Here is a 17,155-nt window from a genome sequence, read left to right on the forward strand (position 1 = left end):
TGACTATGGGTGATCGGCACGACTATGTCGCCCTGGAGTGGGTCAAAGGCGAAGTAGCAGAAACCCTGAAGCAGGCACGTCAGGCACTTGAGTCGTTCGTTGAGAACCCTCAAGACCCTACGCGCATGCGTTTCTGTTTGACTTACGTGCATCAGGTACACGGTACCTTGCAGATGGTTGAATTCCATGGCGCGGCATTGCTCGCGGAAGAAATGGAACACCTCTCGCAAGCGTTAATGGACGGTCGGGTCGGCAACCAGGGCGAAGCGCTGGAAGTGCTGATGCAGGCGATTCTGCAGATGCCGGTTTATCTGGATCGCATACAAACTGCGCGTCGCGATCTACCGATGGTCGTGCTGCCTCTGCTCAATGACCTGCGCTCTGCGCGCGGTGAAAAACTGCTCTCAGAGACAAGCCTGTTTGCCCCGGATATGTCCCAGCGCCCGTCCGCGTTGTCGAGTGAAGCACTGGCGCAACGCTACAACGCTGAGCTGCCAGGGCTACTGCGCAAGCTGCGGCAAATGCTGCAAATGGCTTTGGTTGGCGTGTTGCGCAATCAAGACCTGCCAACCAATCTGGGGTATATGGCGCGGGTATTTGCACGTCTGGAATCGCTTTGCAAAGACGCGCCGCTCGGTTCGTTATGGCAGATCGCCTCGGGTATTATTGAAGGGCTCGCCAGCGGTAGTGTCGCCAATGGAAGCTCGGTGCGCGCGTTGTTGCGTGAAGTCGACAAAGAACTCAAGCGGCTGATGGTTCAAGGTGCAGAGGGCTTCAATCAGCCTGCGCCGGATGAGCTGATCAAGAACCTGTTGTTCTATGTCGCCAAAGCTAGCGGCAAAACCCCGCGTATTGCCGCATTGAAACAACAATATCGTCTGGATGAAGCACTGCCAGACGATGAAACTGTTGACGCCGAACGGGCAAGCCTCGCGGGTCCTGACCGCAACGCCATGCGTTCGGTGGTGGGTGCGCTGTGTGAAGAGTTGGTCCGGGTCAAAGACAGTCTCGATCTGTTTGTGCGCAGTGATCGTGCACAAATCGCTGAGCTGGAGTCTTTGCTCGCTCCGCTCAAGCAAATTTCTGACACCCTGGCGGTGCTGGGTTTTGCTCAGCCGCGTAAAGTCATCATTGACCAAATAGCCGTGGTTCAAGGCTTGGCCCAAGGCCTGCGTGAGCCTAGCGATGCGGTGTTGATGGATGTGGCGGGTGCGCTGCTGTATGTAGAGGCGACGCTGGCTGGCATGGTTGGCCCATCCGAAGAGGGCGGCAGCGAAGAAAGCCATCTGCCGACTACCGACGTTGCGCAGATCCACCAGTTAGTAATCAAAGAGGCGCGCACCGGACTCGAACAAGCCAAAGATGCGATTATCGAATTCATTGCCTCGCAGTGGAATCATGACCATCTGGCCCGCGTGCCCGAGCTGCTCACGCAAGTACGTGGCGGCTTGGCAATGATTCCGCTGGATCGCGCCGCGCAACTGCTTAATGCCTGCAATCGTTACATTCAAGAGCAATTGCTAGAGCGCAAAGCCATACCCAATTGGCAAAGTCTGGACACTTTGGCAGACGCCATTACCAGCGTTGAGTATTACCTTGAGCGCTTGGGTGATGATCACGCGAGTCAAGGCAATTTGATTCTCGACGTGGCCGAAGAAAGCCTCGAAAGTCTGGGTTATCCGCTGCAGCAAAAGCCATCAATCCTTGATCAGCCAGAAGCGCCTGAGTCAGTTGATGTCGCGCCGCTGGATAAAGCAGAGGCAGAAACCGAGCCGCCACAGCCTGCCGCGTTCGATGCCAGCGCTGAGTTTGATCTTGATGAGCAAGCTGCGCTGCCTGAGTTCGATCTGGATCTCGGCGCCAACGATCTTGAGCCTTTGTCTAATCCGCTGGACGACATCGACGTTATCAACGCTGAGTCAATCGCAGAACCAGAGCAAAGCCTGGATGTTGATCTGTCGAGTGACAACTTTGATGCTGCGCTCGAGCAGCAGCTTGATGCTGAAACGGTAAAAGTGGAGCCGATTACCGGCTCGAGCCCGGCGCAGTCAGATGAGTCCGTGGATTTTGGCTCATTGGATGATCTGAGTGATGAGTTTGCTGACCTTGATTCAGACAACCCAGAAGCGCTGAGCTTTGACTTGGCCGAGATCACCCCGATTGAAGACAACACCGAAAACGACATCGAATTGGTTGACTTCGATTTCGCCGATCTGGAATTTGAGCCTACGGATGCGCCAGCAGACGAGCAACTGCCTAGGTTGCAACTCGATGAAAGCCCAGCGTTTTCACTGGATGACCCAGACCTGCAACTTGAGGCCCTCAGCCTTGATTCGTTAGAGCCGCAAACCAGCTGGAACGACGAGGATATTGCAGCATTGGGCCTGCCAGAGGTTGAGCTGCCAAGCTTGAATGAATCAGAGTCAGCGTCTGTCGATGAGACTGAAAAGCCGATGTCGATGGCCGATGTCATGGCGGCACCGGCGCAAGTGGTTAACCCACCCGCCAATGACGTACCGCCAAGCCTGTTGCCGCCACCGGCCGATGAAGAGCCCTTCGATGATGAACTGGCTGAAGTGTTCATTGAAGAAGCCGCTGAAGTACTCGAAACCATCGCCGAGTATTACCCGCAGTGGTGTGCTGACACACAAAACAAAGATGCCTTGATTGAAGTGCGTCGGGCTTTCCACACCCTCAAGGGCAGTGGCCGGATGGTCCGTGCGCTGGTCATCGGTGAGTTGGCTTGGTCGATTGAGAACCTGCTCAATCGCGTGCTTGATCGCAGTATCGAGCCTGATGCTGATGTGCAACAGGTCATCACCGATGTCATCAACCTGATCCCTGAACTGGTCAGCGAATATGCTGACAAGGCGCAGCGTCAGCGTGATGACGTTGACCTGCTGGCGATGACTGCGCATGCCTTGGCCAAAGGTCAGCGCATCAACCCGTCTGTAGTTACCGAGCCAGTTGAAACCACAGTTGAAGCCACCGTTGAATCGCCTGATGATGTGTCTGAGCCGTCGAGCGACCGTGATGAAATGCTCGATCCGCAGTTGTTGGATATCTTCCGCAGCGAGGCTGAAACTCATCTTGATACCTTGTTGCGCTTTATCGCCGATTGCGAGCGTGAGTTACCGCAACCGGTTACCGATGATTTGCAGCGTGCTCTGCACACGCTAAAAGGCAGCGCCTACATGGCCGGTATTCTTCCGGTTGCCGAGATTGCAGCGCCGCTTGAAAAGCTGGTCAAGGAGTTCAAGACCAACCTGATCGCATTGGATATGTCCGAGGCTGATCTGTTGCGTCGCGCTGAGCAATTGTTCCGTCTGGCGCTTGCACAACTTGAAGAACATCCGCTGGCCGCATTGCCAGGCGCGGAAGCGTTTCTCAATGATGTGCAAGCGCTGCATAGAGAACGCCTTGATACCGCTGAGAACAACCGCAAAAGTGAGTTGGGCGAGACCCGCGATCCACAGTTGATCAGCATCTTCCTGGCTGAAGGCATGGATATTCTGCTGGATGCCGAGAAACTCTTGCGCAACTGGCGTGAACATCCGTTCGAGCGTCAGGAACTCAGTGCATTGCTTGATGAGCTGACCATGCTTGGGCGTGGCGCTGACATGGCTGAGCTGCCGCAAATCGATGAGCTTTGCGAGGCATTGCTGGATCTTTATGGCGCTGTCGAAGAAGGCAGACTTGCGGTTAGTGAGCGCTTCTTCACTGAGGCAGAGCTGGCCCACGAAGCGCTTATTGGCATGATGGATCAAGTCGCTGCGGGCCTGCAGGTCAGTACTGAGCCGCAGCGAGTCGAGGCCTTGCGGGTTTTGCTCAATGAAGCACTCGATCCATCCAAGCTGGCATTGCTGTCGAGCCCCGACGGCCTGGACATTGTTGAGCTTGATGCTGCAACTGCAGCGCTGCAGGCACTTACAGACGTAAATTCGGTTGAGGACTCAAGCGTTGACCCGGCCGAAGAGCCAAGCGCCGAGCTGTCCGCGCTTACAGGCGAATCCGAACTTGCGCCTGAACCCGCTCAAGCGCCACTTGCTGAGCAATCAGTCAGCGCCGATGCCTATGAAGCGCTGGATGACGAGATGGTTGAAATCTTCCTTGAGGAAGCGGTCGACCTGCTCGATAGCGCCAGTGCTTCACTCGATCGTTGGTTGGCAAACCCGGACGATCAGGCTCCGCTGCACGAACTGTATCGTGATCTGCACACCCTAAAAGGTGGTGCGCGGATGGCCAACATCAAGCCAGTTGGTGATCTTGGCCATGAGCTGGAAACGCTTTATGAGCGTTTGCTCGATGGTCGTTTGAAGGTTGCGCCGGAGCTCACTGGTTTACTCCAGCAAAGTCACGACCGCCTGGCTGTTCAAGTCGAACAGATGCAAACGCGTGCGCAAATGGCTCCGGCCGATGATTTGATTGCTGCCATTCAGGCATTTATCCGTGGTGATCAGATTGTTACGGGCGATCAGCCTCAGACAGAGGCTGGATCAGTTGACGATAGCGCCGAAAATACTGAGCTAAATGCTGAGCCTGAAGCTGAGATTGAGCACGATCTGTCAGACGCTGAGGCGGATCAATCAGCGCTTGATCAACCAGACGTTCAAGCCACAGATCTTGAACCTGTGGACGACGAAGAACCGGGCGCCGAGCAACCTGATGCTGAACCGATAAGCGCAGAGGATGCGAGTACCAGCCAGGCTGACCTGCAGCCGCTGGACGAAGCGAATCAGGTCGATACGACGCAAGCACCACTGTTCGATCTCAATATGTCATCCGAATCAGATGCTGTGCCTGCGGCGCAAGCGCCGATTGCGGAACCTGTTGATGAGCGTGATCAAGAGCTGGTTGAGATTTTTCTTGAAGAAGCTTTCGACATTCTCGACAGCTCGGCTACAGCCTTGCAACGCTGGATCAACGATGTTGATAACAGCCTTGAGTTGGAGTCACTGCAACGCGATCTGCACACCCTTAAAGGTGGCGCGCGGATGTCTGAAATTGCCGAAGTTGGCGATCTCGCCCACGAGCTTGAATTTCTGTATGAAGGTTTGAGTGACGGCCGCCTGCGTGCAAGTCCTGAGCTGTTTACCTTGTTGCAAGATAGTCACGACAGCCTTGCAGCAATGCTCGAAGCCGTGCGTGATCAGCGTCCGGTGCCGAATGGCGCTGCATTGATCGAGACCATCAAGCAGTTCCGTAGCAACCCGGGCCAACAGTTGAGCATGCCATCCAGCGTACATTTGCATGCGGCTGGCGCTGAAGATGGCGAAGCGTCAGATATCCTCGATATCTTCCTTGAAGAAGCCGATGAGCTGCTGGAATCAATGGAAGTTGCGGTCGGCCGTTGGGACGTCAATCGTGATGATGCCAGCGCGATTGATGACATCCTGCGTATTTTGCACACCCTCAAAGGTGGCGCGCGTTTGGCCGGCCAGAAGCGCTTGGGCGACCAGGCGCACGACCTCGAGCAACATCTGAGCGAAACGCAACAACAGAGTGCACCGTGGCCGGAGAGCATTTATCTCGACGTGCAGTCGGGTTATGAAGGCCTGGTTAGCGAAGTTGATTTGCTGCGGGAACGCCTGGCGAATGAGTCTTTGGATGCGCAGGTCGAAGAACCAGCAGTGCCCGCCGCCAATTATCAGTCAAACCTGTCTGCGCCGATTGTTGCTGCCAGTGCAATGCCTGCGCACGAACTGGTCGACAAGGTTCTGCCTTTCGTCCGTCGCGCCCAGGAAGCTGCACAAGAAGCCGCATCACGCCGGGCTCCGCAAGAGCTGGTCAAAGTGCCTGCGGAGTTGCTTGAAGGCCTGGTCAACTTGGCGGGTGAGACATCGATTTTCCGCGGTCGGGTTGAGCAGCAGGTCAGTGACTTTGGTTTCACGCTCAGCGAGATGGAATCGACCATCGACCGGGTACGTGATCAGTTACGGCGTCTCGATACTGAAACCCAAGCGCAGATTCTCAGCAGCTATCAGGCTGAAGCTGAACGCGCCGGTTACGAAGACTTCGACCCGCTGGAAATGGACCGTCACTCACAACTGCAAACTCTGTCGCGCGCACTGTTCGAGTCGGCGTCTGACTTGCTCGACCTGAAAGAAACGCTGGCTGCCCGTAACCGCGATGCGGAAACCTTGCTGCTGCAACAGGCGCGGGTTAACACCGAGCTGCAAGAAGGCCTGATGCGTACGCGCATGGTGCCATTCGAGCGTTTGGTCCCGCGTTTGCGGCGTATCGTCCGCCAGGTTGCGGGCGAGCTGGGCAAACAAGTTGAGTTCGTTGTCGGTAATGCCGACGGTGAGATGGACCGTACCGTTCTTGAGCGGATTGTTGCCCCGCTTGAACACATGCTGCGTAACGCCGTGGATCATGGTATTGAGTCAGTCGATGCGCGCCGTGCTGCGGGTAAGCCTGCGCAAGGTACGATCCGGCTGAGCCTCGGCCGCGAGGGTGGAGATATCGCCCTGACTCTGACCGACGACGGTGGCGGTATCAACCGTGATGCGGTCCGCCGTAAAGCCATCGAACGTGGCCTTATGGATGCAGATTCCGACCTCACTGATTACGAAGTTTTGCAGTTCATTCTTGAGGCAGGTTTCTCCACCGCCGAGAAGGTCACGCAAATCTCTGGCCGTGGCGTCGGCATGGACGTGGTGCACTCCGAGGTTAAGCAACTCGGTGGCTCGATGAGCATCGACTCGACGCCGGGCGTCGGCACCAGCTTCCTGATTCGTCTGCCATTTACCGTGTCGGTTAACCGGGCGTTGATGGTGTACTCGGGTGAAGACCTCTACGCGATTCCACTGAACACCATCGAAGGTATCGTGCGCGTTTCACCTTACGAGCTGGAGGCCTATTACGCGCCTGATGCGCCGCGCTTCGAGTACGCTGGTCAGGCGTACGAGTTACGTTATCTCGGCGATCTGCTCAATAACGGCCAGCAACCGAAACTGGTTGGGCAAAGCTTGCCGTTGCCAGTGATTCTGGTGCGTTCGAGTGAGCATACAGTTGCGGTGCAGGTCGATTCGTTGGCGGGCTCTCGTGAGATCGTGGTGAAGAGCCTCGGTCCGCAATTTGCCGGTGTGCACGGTATTTCCGGGGCGACCATCCTCGGTGACGGTCGCGTGGTGGTGATTCTCGATCTGCTGGCAACCATTCGTGTGTTGCACGCGCATCTGCTTAACCAACTGCAACCTCGTTTGGTTAACCACAAAGCGACAGAGGCGGAGATTGAAGCCGATCGCCCAACGCTGGTGATGGTGGTGGATGACTCGGTGACGGTGCGCAAGGTGACCAGCCGTTTGCTTGAGCGTAACGGTATGAACGTACTGACCGCCAAAGATGGGGTTGATGCGATCTCGTTGCTGCAAGAGCACAAGCCAGACATCATGCTGCTGGATATCGAAATGCCGCGTATGGACGGCTTCGAAGTGGCGACGCTGGTGCGTCACGATTCACGCCTGAAGGACTTGCCGATCATCATGATCACCTCGCGGACCGGTGAGAAACACCGCGAGCGCGCGCTGAGTATTGGTGTAAACGAATACCTTGGCAAACCTTACCAAGAGTCGCTCTTGCTTGAGAGCATCAATCAGTTGGTTAAACGCACATGACCACAAAGGCCACCGCTCGCATCGCCGTAATTGCTGATACATCCTTGCAGCGCCATGTGCTGCAGCAGGCGCTGGCGGGCAGTGGCTACGAAGTGGTTATGAACAGTGATCCTGCGCGTCTTGATGAAGAGGCGTTGCTGGCATGCGAGGCTGACCTGTGGCTGGTTGATCTGGCTCAGTCAGAAGACTCGCCATTGATTGATAACCTGCTTGAAACGACTTCGGCGCCGGTGTTGTTTGGCGAAGGCCATGCGCCTGAGCGTCACTCCGAGAACTACCCGCGCTGGGAGCGTAGCCTGTTTGCCAAGCTTAAAAAGCTGGTGGGCGATCCGTCAAAAGCGGTGGGGCCAACGCTTGAGGCTTTATTAGCCGATGCGCAGCGCCCAACTCGTTTAGAGTTGCCGCAAGTGCTGGCCGATTCGCAATTGGTGGTTGGCGAGCCTGCGCAGCAGGTCTGGTTGTTGGCCGCATCAATGGGCGGCCCGGCAGCGGTTAAAGCCTTTTTGGATGCATTGCCCGGCGGTTTGCCGGTGGGTTTTATTTACGCGCAACATATCGATGCCAGTTTCGAGTCAGTGTTACCGCAAGCGGTAGGCCGACACAGCCAGTGGCATGTTAACCCGGCGCGCGACGGCGATAGTGTGCGCTGCGGCGAAGTGGTTGTAGTGCCGATCAGCCGTGAACTTGAGTTCGCCCGTGACGGCGCGATGCATATTACCGAACGTGCCTGGCCCGAGCCGTATAGCCCTTCGATTGACCAGATGATGTTGAATCTGGCTCAGCAGTTTGGCAATCAATGCGGGGTGATCGTATTCAGTGGCATGGGCAGTGATGGCAGCGCTGCTGCCGCGTACGTTAAACGTCAGAATGCACTTGTCTGGACCCAGCGCGGCGATACGTGCGTGTGCCCAAGCATGCCCGACAGCTTGCGTGAAGGTGGCTACAGCGATTACACGGCTGAACCTCGTGAGCTGGCGCTCGGGCTGGTTAATTATCTGGCAGAGCAGTGCCGTAATTCTGCATCGAACGCCTGATCAGGACTTCTTAATGAGCCAAGCAATAACAACCGAAAGCAGCGTCACCAGCCTTACGTGCCTAGCCATTCCATTGGCTGATCGCACCTTGCTGATACCTAACGTGGTGGTTGCGGAGTTGATTCCATATCGCGCGCCACAGCCGAGCGCGGGAATGCCTGCGTGGTTTTTGGGGCAGATCAATTGGCGTGACCTGCGCTTGCCGTTGTTGTCATTCGAGGCAGCAAGTGACGGGCAGGCTCAAATTGGCGGCAATGCTCGGGTGGCGGTAATCAACGCGCCGGGTGGCCGGGAAAAGGTTAAGTTTATTGCTCTGCTGGTGCAGGGTATTCCGCGCTCGGTAAAAGTTGTCAGTGACCTGGGTACAGCACCCGGTGCAACGCTGTCGCCATTGGAATTGGATGCGGTGCTAGTGGGTGATGAGGTGGTCAAGATCCCTGATCTGATCGCACTTGAGCAGTTACTTGAAGACGCAGGCCTGATCTAAGCCTGGCTCCAGCTACAAACGCCAGCGATGCTGGCGTTTTGCATTATGGCTGCTGCGATTTAAAAATCGCCCCACAACTGTTGCGCGACACTCAGAGCCACCACCGGCGCCGTTTCGGTGCGCAACACCCTTGGGCCGAGGCGTGCGGCATGAAAGCCCTGGGCTTTGGCTTGCTCGATCTCGTCATCATTCAAGCCGCCTTCAGGTCCTATCAAAAATGCCAGCGAACCTGGCTTGGCATGGCTCTCCAGCGGTTCTGCGACCGGGTGCAGCACCAGCTTCAATTCGCTGTCTATCTGGGTTATCCAGTCTTTCAAGCTGATCGGTGGATGGATCACCGGCACCACTGAGCGACCGCATTGTTCACAGGCGCTAATCGCCACTTGCCGCCAGTGCGCCATGCGTTTGTCAGCGCGTTCATCCTTAAGCCTGACTTCGCAACGTTCGCTGACGATCGGACTGATCTCGGTGGCACCCAGCTCTGTGGCTTTTTGGATCGCCCAATCCATTCGCTCGCCACGGGACAAACCTTGGCCGAGATGTACACTCAGCGGCGATTCTGGCTGCCCGGCGATGCATTGGCGCAGATCAACATTTACGGTTTTTTTGCCCACCTCAATCAACTCGCCAAGAAACTCATTGCCGCTGCCATCAAAGAGCTGGACCGCATCGCCGACGCTATGGCGCAGCACGCGGCTGATGTAATGAGCCTGCGCCTCAGGCAACGGGTGCTGGCCAATGGAAAGCGGGGCATCGATAAAAAAACGAGATAGGCGCATGGGCAAACTATTTACAGAACACAGGGAAGCGCAGTTTAGCCTGTTTGACGTCCGCGTTGTGTGCGGGCGCTAGCCTTGGTTTGAGCATCATTTCAGGCGCAGGTGAGCTGCTGCCTGACTTTTGGATGGATCCGGCGCAGCAGGACAGACTCATGTCACATATTTATCTATCACCCATGATGGCTTTTTCACTTCGTGCTAATGTTGCGCCCAGAAATGAATAGTGGCACTTGGCCTGCATTGGGGCGGTTTACACACTGCACTGTTCGTTACTGTCTGCAGCGTAGCTTATTAACAGGTTAAAAACCTTCACTCAAAGTTGCCAAGCATGCTTAGTTGAGTGTTTGAAGTGTCACGAGTTTTTTTGGAAATAACAATCACAGTGCGTAGCTAGGGAACCAAAGATGACTGTAAAGATAATTAAAATACTTTCGCTTGTTTGCATAAGCCTTCTTTATGGATGTGCCTCAACGCCTTCACCGGATAAGATGCAAGCAGAGTTGGCTGGGTACACTTTGCCGAAAGAAGCCGTTGCCGACAAAGGGTTGCTTTATATAGTTCGCCCTAGCTTGGCTGGCGGGTTGGTTCGTTTTAATGTCTTTCTTGATGATCAAGAATCAGACTCTGAAATGGGATATACACGGGCCAATGAGTATATTTATTTTTATGTAACACCTGGGCAACATAAAATAAGTTCAAAGGCAGAGAATTGGGCCGAGCTGCTTGTAAATGTTAATGCAGGTGAAGTTGTTTATGTTAAGCAAAATGTTGAAGTGGGTTTTTTGATGGCACGAAACAGCTTGGCTCCACTTGATGATTTGGAGGGGCGCTATTTAGTAAAGGATGCTTCTTTGGGAACGGTGATCAAAGAAGCTAAGTAACGAAGTGCAGAACCGATCCTGTTAATCTATCCAGTCGGTTAGTAGGATCGGTTCCTGGGTTTCTTTAAGAGCTCTTTGGGTCAGATCTCAATCGACTCAAAACCACGTGGAAGTCGATCATTAGGGCGTATGTCATGGCACATTACCGCCCACTCATGCTTCCAGTCGAATGTTGAGCTTGGTACAGATTTTTTCTTGGGTTGTTTCTTTGCTGGCTTCTTGGCTTTTTTCTTGGGCTTCGTGGTCCCAGCGATATCTTGCATCACATGCGAGCCAAGGCAGGTTTTGCAGGTCACTTTGTTTGCTTTACTGGTGGTATCCAAGTTGTCGTTGTCTCGACCGCATGCAACTTGATCATCGGTTGTTTCGAAGTGCATAACCATAACGAGAACCTCTAGATTTAGCATTGTTCTTATAAGACTTTGTGTCAGAGGTAAAATTCAGTAACTTCTGTTAAATTGTGACCTGCGGTAGTTAAGATTTAGGTTCAGTCCGTGACTAAAAGGGGACGAACTACGGTTGTCTGGCTTAGATATTGTCTAGCCTATTACCTTTGCTGTTGTCATTAGCACTCAAGTTGCCTGGCGACGGCTTCGAGCGTATTCAAGGAAACCAACGGTATTTTCAGAACATAGAAGTTCGACCACTCTGGCAACCTCTTCTTTTGGCCAGTCCCACCACTTGCTGGCTAAGAGTTCTTCGCGCGTTTGTTCATCAAAACGCCAGCCGATCACCCGAGCAGGATTTCCCGCGATAATTGAAAAGGGTGCAACATCCTTGCAAACCAACGCTCCAGCCGCCACGACAGCACCGTGACCGATGGTGACTCCAGACAAAATTGTGCTTTTAGTGCATAACCAAACATCGCTGCCGATCAGCACATCGCCCCGTGATTCTTCGTAATCCTTGATGTGGCTGGCTTGTTTCAACATGGCTGGGAAAGGGTAAGTGCTGACCCAGTCAGTGCGATGGTTGCCGCCAAGTAAAATCAGAACCCCTTTGGCAATTGAGCAGTAAGAGCCAATTTTCAGGGTCGTGCCTTCGTAAATGAACTTCACCTCAGGCACGCCATAGCTGCCGGTACCATATTCAAAGTGCGGGTAACGGCGCTTGAACTGATATCTGCCACGATCAAATTCGGGTACACGCTTAAGGATACGTTTAAGCCGCTTTCTTTTGGCGCCAGGACTTGCAACACCAACGTACAGCGCCACCACTATCAGTGCGCTAGCCGAGAGGACTAATGACACCCATTCCATCTTCTACTCCATTCCCATATTTGGCGTACATAGCGAACAACTATAAAACTTTAGGGGGCTAAGCCCGGTCTTTTGGCTGACGTTTTGAATAAGACCTGATCTTTCCTTTAGTGTTCGGAGATGCGATTTTCTATCTTCAATAAATGTATATACATGATGGCAAGATGATTGCTGCTTAAGTCCAATCGTGCTGAATTCATGCTCAAGTAATGGCTTGACAGCGATACTCCAAGCGGTAATATCAAATTTCATTGTATATACAAGAATAGATATCCGCATTGAAAAGGACACTCGTTCATGCAGGATTCAACGACCGATTACGCCACCTCTCCCTTTCAGGCTAAGCCCTGCCCGGTTATCGACTCTAATCAAAACACAGGTTTACAGCCTTGGCGTTGCCTCAGTGCGCATAGCGCTCATGTAGGAATGCTCCCTGTGACGCAGTCTTGCGGATGAATTCGGTACAACGAGCCCACTAATGTGCCTGAGGCTGGTGCAATAGGCTTTGCATTGCAATTAACATAGCCAGCTAACGAATCTCTGTCAGCCAGCAATGGCCAACTCCACTGGTGATAACAATGTCCAACACCACCATGGCAAGCGATATCAGCTTGAGATCACCCAGCCCAAAAGCTATTCCTCATGCTTTTGTCATTCTCTTCGTTCTGGCCGTATTCGCCGCGCTGATTACCTGGGTGATTCCCAGTGGCAGCTATGAACGCGTAGTCAGTGAGCAGGGCCGCTCGGTGATTGTGGCCGGGACCTATCACTTGGTCGAACATCCGGCCATCGGCCCCTTGGCCTTTTTCAATGCCTTTTTCGAGGGCATGAAGAGCGGCTCGTCGATTATTTTCTTCCTCCTTATCGTCGGCGGCACCTTCGGCGTTATGCGCCGCAGTCAGGCGTTGGAAGGGCTGGTCAATCTGCTGCTGTCCCGCTTGGTCGGGCGTGAAATCCTGATCATTCCGTTGATGATGACCTTCTTCGCCCTATGCTCGGCTACCTACGGGATGATTGAGGGCAGCATCGTCTACATCTTCATTCTCCTGCCACTGGCCAGACGTGCCGGCTACGATGCTGTGGTTGCAGCTGCGATCCCCTTGATCGGCACGGCAATCGGCTACACGGGCTCCTTTCTCAACCCGTTCAATGTCGGGGTCGCACAATCGATTGCCGAACTACCGCTGTTCTCCGGCATGGGTTATCGCATGTTTTGCTGGGTGCTATTCGTTGCCCTTAGCGCGGGCTATGTCATGTTCTATGCACAGCGGGTCAAGCGAGACCCGAGCCGTAGCGTAATTGCTGATCTGGCTGTGCCCGAGCAGGGCATGAGTCAGTCCGAGCTGGCACAGCTGGAACCCCGTCACTTGGGGATTCTGGCCGCTTTTGGCGTGGCCTTGGTGGTGATCATTATCGGGGTCAGCAGTTGGGGCTGGTACCTCAAGGAAATGGCAGGGATATTCCTGATTTTGGGCATTGTCAGCGGCATCATTGCCCGTATGCCGACCAATGATATTGCCCAGACCTTCTCGGATGGCTGCAAGGATATGGTCGATGGAGCATTGGCCGTGGGCATGGCCTTCACTATCGTGGTTATCGTGCAACAGAGCATGACCATCGACACCATCATTCACAGCTTGGTATCCGTCGTCGGCGACAGCTCTTCGAACTTGGCGGCACTGGGTATGTATGCATCCCAAAGCCTGATGAATTTCGTGGTCACCTCTGGCAGCGGTCAGGCCGCGCTGACCATGCCGATCATGACGCCGCTGGCCGATCTTGCCGGGGTGGATCGCCAGGTCGCCGTGCTGGCTTTTCAATTTGGTGATGGTATCTCCAATGCCTTCACCCCGACCGCTGGCTGGTTGATCGCAGGCCTCACCATTGCCGGTGTGCCATGGGCGCGCTGGATGCGCTTCATGCTCCCGCTGATCCTGATGCTCTACAGCCTTGGCGCTGCGCTGGTTGTGGTTGCCAACACCTTTATATGGACCGGAGCCTGATAGTGGCTGGAGAGCTGAACATGCAAGCACCCCTTTCGCCCGACGCACTTGAATTGATCGAGCGCTTGATCGCCTTCGATACCACCAGTTCACACAGCAATCTGGAGCTGATTCAATTCGTTGCGCAGTGGCTGCAAACGCACGATATTCCGGTCACCCTGATTCATGACGCTGATGGCAATAAGGCCAACCTGATTGCCGAGTTCGGCCCCAAGGATGCTCCCGCGATCCTGGTTTCCGGGCATAGCGATGTGGTTCCGGCTGACCCGGCTGACTGGAGCATCACGGAGCCTTTTGTCCCGCGCCAACATCAAGGTCGACTTTACGGTCGCGGCAGTGCGGATATGAAGGGTTTTATCGGCATCGCTTTGAATAGCCTGGTCAAAGCCAAGCATCGCTTCCAGCGCAATGCAGTGGTTCTGGCCTTGTCGTTCGATGAAGAGCTTGGCTGTCTTGGTGCGCCCCTGATGTTGCCGCACTTACGTCTTCAGGCACATCGCTTGCGAGGCGCCATTATTGGTGAACCCACCTTGATGCGTATAGGCAATGCACACAAGGGTCATGTCGCCATGCGTGCAACTGTCCATGGGGTTGGCGGGCACTCCGGTTATCCAGAGCGCGGAGTCAACGCAATTGATGTCGCGGCGGGGCTGATTCTGGAAATTCGTCGCCTGGCCGAAGAAAAGCGGCTGAACACGCCACCCGACCACCGCTTCGATCCGCCTTGGTCGACAGTCCACACTGGATTGATTCAAGGCGGCAGCGCCCTCAACAAGATTCCCGAACGCTGCCAGCTCGACTTCGAGATGCGTACCTTGCCTGGTCAGGATAGCGAGGAAGTTCTCCATCGTTTGTCCGCCGCCTATCCACAAGCCATGCCAACAGAGATTCAGGCGCTGGCTGAGCAGGCGCGGTTGGAGCTGGAGTGTGTCGGCCAATACCCCCAGCTCGACGAACAACGGCAGGGCTACATCAACTGGCTCGCGACGCTGGCTCAGTGTGACAGAAGCCCCGTGGCCCTGGGGTTTGGCTGTGAGGCCGGACTCTTCGCCGGCCTGGGAATCCCGGCGCTGATCTGCGGCCCCGGCAGTATCCATCAGGCACACCTGCCAGATGAATACATTGAGTTTGACCAACTCGAACGCTGCGAACAATTTTTCAGCCGTCTAGTCGATGCGCTGGATGACGAATTGCCGATCTTTGACTGATTGCCCGACAAGGAGCTGCACGCCATGCAGACGACTGCTTCACTTGATGCACTTATCGATCAGGACACCATTGATGCCTTTCAGCGCGACGGCGCAATCTGTATACGCGGCCTATTTGATCAGGCGCTGATCAGTGGACTCGCCGCAGGCATCGAACATAACCTGCGCAATCCCAGCCCCAGAGCCAAGGTCGCCAGCCAGCCAGATGATCCAGGCTGGTTTTTCGAGGACTTCTGCAATTGGCAAGATAATCCTGCCTACCGTAAATTCATCTTCAAGTCACCGTTAGCCGAGGCAGGCCGGCGCCTGATGGGCAGTCAACACGTTCGGTTGTACCACGATCACTTGCTGGTCAAGGAACCGGGCACTCGTCAACGCACCCCGTGGCATCAGGACCAGCCTTACTACAATGTCGAAGGTCAGCAGAACATCAGCATGTGGATGCCCATTGATCCTGTCTCGCGCGACGCGACTCTTGAGTTTATTGCCGGCTCCCATAAAGGCCCTTGGCTGATGCCACGGACCTTCCTTGATAACCAGGCCAAATGGTTTCCAGAGGGCTCGCTGGGCGAACTACCGGATATTGAGTCACAGCGCGATAACTTCCCGATTCTGGGATGGGAGCTTGAGCCGGGTGATGCAGTGTTCTTCAATATGCTGACATTACACGCCTCTGGCGGCGTCAGCGGGCAGAATCGCCGCCGTGCCTTCTCAGTGCGCCTGCTTGGTGACGACATGACCCACGCCCCGCGTAACTGGACAACCTCGCCACCTTTCCCGGGGTTGGACAAGGAACTGCCCGCTGGCGCACCGATGGATCATCCGTTGTTTCCATCGATGACTGACTGAAGCGCATTAATCGTTGAGGGGCGATTAATTTTGATGAACTGGGCTGTTGGGTACGTTAATCGACAAAAAGTAATTTGCCACGTCGAGTAAACCGCGGGTGTATCTACGGGGCGCGCCAGCGCATGTGGCGCAACCCTATACTAATTCTGATGTTTGTTTGATAACGACGGTTGCTGGCAGGAGACGTATGTCGCCCTGACGGCCACTAAAGGGGTATTAACCACAGACTCAAGATGCCTGTTGGCGGCTTCGGGCGTACTCAAGGAAGTCCGTGATATTTTCAGAGCACAGTTGCTCGACAACGCTAGCAACCTCCTCTTTGGGCCAGTCCCACCAATTCGTCGCAACAAGTGCTTCGCGTGTTTGCTCATCAAAACGCCAGCCGATTACCCGAGCAGGATTTCCCGCAACAATCGAGTATGGAGCGACATCCCTGTTAACCAGTGATCCAGCCGCCACCACGGCACCGTGCCCGATGGTGACTCCCGATAAGATGGTGCTGTTGGTACATAGCCAAACATCGCTGCCGATAATCACATCGCCCCGTGATCCGTCGTAGCCCTTGATGTGACTCGCTTCTTTCAACTTGGCCGGGAAAGGGTAGGTGGTGACCCAGTCAGTCCGATGATTACCGCCAAGTACGATCAGAACGCCATTTGCGATTGAGCAGTAAGCGCCAATTTTGAGTGTCGTGCCTTCGCGGAAATCCTTTACGTCAGGCATTCCATAGCTGCCGGTGCCATATTCATAGCGCGGGTAGCGACGTTTGAAGTGTTCCTGACCACGATCAAGTTCGGGCACACTCTCAAGGACACGTTTAAGCCGCTTTCTTTTGGCGCCGGGGCTTGCAACACCGATGTACAACAGCACTACGATCAGCGCGCTCGCCGACAACACCAACGATACCCACTCCATTTCCCTCTCCCCCCAAAGCCACGCTGGATCCTCGTAGTTGATTTTAGTGGTCAACTAACCCCGAGCACGGATTTGAATTTTTTATCAGTTTTCACAGGCACATTAGCTTCCGGTCTCTGAT

The 17,155-nt window shown here is 54.6% G+C and carries 11 protein-coding genes; 7 read left to right on the plus strand and 4 right to left on the minus strand.

What is annotated here, in order from left to right; translation table 11 throughout:
* Window positions 1-5 precede the first annotated feature (5 nt).
* From ACN0UH_RS07925 to ACN0UH_RS07935, 3 genes are read left to right on the plus strand one after another with little or no spacing between them, the layout of a single operon-like run.
* Entirely contained in the window at window positions 6-7,619 is a 7,614-nt protein-coding gene (locus ACN0UH_RS07925; protein WP_417661683.1) for an Hpt domain-containing protein, read from the plus strand.
* A complete protein-coding gene (locus ACN0UH_RS07930) occupies window positions 7,616-8,653 on the plus strand; it encodes a chemotaxis protein CheB (protein ID WP_417661543.1) in 1,038 nt (345 codons plus the stop codon). The genes ACN0UH_RS07925 and ACN0UH_RS07930 overlap by 4 nt, the downstream gene beginning before the upstream one ends.
* Window positions 8,654-8,666: 13 nt before the next feature.
* Complete coding sequence (locus ACN0UH_RS07935; RefSeq protein WP_417661544.1) at window positions 8,667-9,140, plus strand: chemotaxis protein CheW; 474 nt, start codon at window positions 8,667-8,669, stop codon at window positions 9,138-9,140.
* Window positions 9,141-9,199: 59 nt separating this feature from the next.
* On the opposite strand, the gene ACN0UH_RS07940 is transcribed toward ACN0UH_RS07935, so the two are convergent.
* Complete coding sequence (locus ACN0UH_RS07940) at window positions 9,200-9,919, minus strand: 16S rRNA (uracil(1498)-N(3))-methyltransferase (protein WP_417661545.1); 720 nt, start codon at window positions 9,917-9,919, stop codon at window positions 9,200-9,202.
* Window positions 9,920-10,407: 488 nt separating this feature from the next.
* Between ACN0UH_RS07940 and ACN0UH_RS07945 the strand changes: the two genes are divergently transcribed.
* Window positions 10,408-10,800 carry a DUF2846 domain-containing protein gene (locus tag ACN0UH_RS07945; protein WP_417661684.1) on the plus strand — a complete coding sequence of 131 codons (393 nt, stop codon included), beginning with the start codon at window positions 10,408-10,410 and terminating at the stop codon, window positions 10,798-10,800.
* An 80-nt stretch (window positions 10,801-10,880) separates the two neighbouring features.
* Here ACN0UH_RS07945 and ACN0UH_RS07950 read toward each other — a convergent pair whose 3' ends face one another.
* Window positions 10,881-11,183 carry a hypothetical protein gene (locus ACN0UH_RS07950; protein WP_417661546.1) on the minus strand — a complete coding sequence of 101 codons (303 nt, stop codon included), beginning with the start codon at window positions 11,181-11,183 and terminating at the stop codon, window positions 10,881-10,883.
* A gap of 189 nt (window positions 11,184-11,372) precedes the next feature.
* Complete coding sequence (locus ACN0UH_RS07955) at window positions 11,373-12,059, minus strand: CatB-related O-acetyltransferase (protein WP_417661547.1); 687 nt, start codon at window positions 12,057-12,059, stop codon at window positions 11,373-11,375.
* Between the two features lie 578 nt (window positions 12,060-12,637).
* On the opposite strand from ACN0UH_RS07955, the gene ACN0UH_RS07960 reads away from it, so the two are divergent.
* From ACN0UH_RS07960 to ACN0UH_RS07970, 3 genes are read left to right on the plus strand one after another with little or no spacing between them, the layout of a single operon-like run.
* Entirely contained in the window at window positions 12,638-14,062 is a 1,425-nt protein-coding gene (locus ACN0UH_RS07960) for a YfcC family protein (RefSeq protein WP_417661548.1), read from the plus strand.
* A gap of 20 nt (window positions 14,063-14,082) precedes the next feature.
* On the plus strand, window positions 14,083-15,270 hold the full coding sequence (gene argE, locus ACN0UH_RS07965) for an acetylornithine deacetylase (protein WP_417661549.1): 1,188 nt from the start codon (window positions 14,083-14,085) through the stop codon (window positions 15,268-15,270).
* A gap of 24 nt (window positions 15,271-15,294) precedes the next feature.
* Window positions 15,295-16,119 carry a phytanoyl-CoA dioxygenase family protein gene (locus ACN0UH_RS07970; protein WP_417661550.1) on the plus strand — a complete coding sequence of 275 codons (825 nt, stop codon included), beginning with the start codon at window positions 15,295-15,297 and terminating at the stop codon, window positions 16,117-16,119.
* 228 nt (window positions 16,120-16,347) lie between these two features.
* On the opposite strand, the gene ACN0UH_RS07975 is transcribed toward ACN0UH_RS07970, so the two are convergent.
* Window positions 16,348-17,034 (minus strand): CatB-related O-acetyltransferase, encoded by a 687-nt coding sequence (locus ACN0UH_RS07975; protein WP_417661551.1) that lies wholly within the window; start codon window positions 17,032-17,034, stop codon window positions 16,348-16,350.
* Window positions 17,035-17,155 lie beyond the last annotated feature (121 nt).

Source organism: Pseudomonas sp. (assembly GCF_048265905.1).
Lineage (GTDB): Bacteria > Pseudomonadota > Gammaproteobacteria > Pseudomonadales > Pseudomonadaceae > Aquipseudomonas.

Bases quoted from the DNA above. Each gene is read 5' to 3' on its own strand.
- ACN0UH_RS07925 (WP_417661683.1), top strand. From the start codon at position 6: ATGGGTGATCGGCACGACTATGTCGCCCTGGAGTGGGTCAAAGGCGAA.
- ACN0UH_RS07930 (WP_417661543.1), top strand. From the start codon at position 7,616: ATGACCACAAAGGCCACCGCTCGCATCGCCGTAATTGCTGATACATCC.
- ACN0UH_RS07935 (WP_417661544.1), top strand. From the start codon at position 8,667: ATGAGCCAAGCAATAACAACCGAAAGCAGCGTCACCAGCCTTACGTGC.
- ACN0UH_RS07940 (WP_417661545.1), bottom strand. From the start codon at position 9,919: ATGCGCCTATCTCGTTTTTTTATCGATGCCCCGCTTTCCATTGGCCAG.
- ACN0UH_RS07945 (WP_417661684.1), top strand. From the start codon at position 10,408: ATGCAAGCAGAGTTGGCTGGGTACACTTTGCCGAAAGAAGCCGTTGCC.
- ACN0UH_RS07950 (WP_417661546.1), bottom strand. From the start codon at position 11,183: ATGGTTATGCACTTCGAAACAACCGATGATCAAGTTGCATGCGGTCGA.
- ACN0UH_RS07955 (WP_417661547.1), bottom strand. From the start codon at position 12,059: ATGGAATGGGTGTCATTAGTCCTCTCGGCTAGCGCACTGATAGTGGTG.
- ACN0UH_RS07960 (WP_417661548.1), top strand. From the start codon at position 12,638: ATGTCCAACACCACCATGGCAAGCGATATCAGCTTGAGATCACCCAGC.
- argE (WP_417661549.1), top strand. From the start codon at position 14,083: ATGCAAGCACCCCTTTCGCCCGACGCACTTGAATTGATCGAGCGCTTG.
- ACN0UH_RS07970 (WP_417661550.1), top strand. From the start codon at position 15,295: ATGCAGACGACTGCTTCACTTGATGCACTTATCGATCAGGACACCATT.
- ACN0UH_RS07975 (WP_417661551.1), bottom strand. From the start codon at position 17,034: ATGGAGTGGGTATCGTTGGTGTTGTCGGCGAGCGCGCTGATCGTAGTG.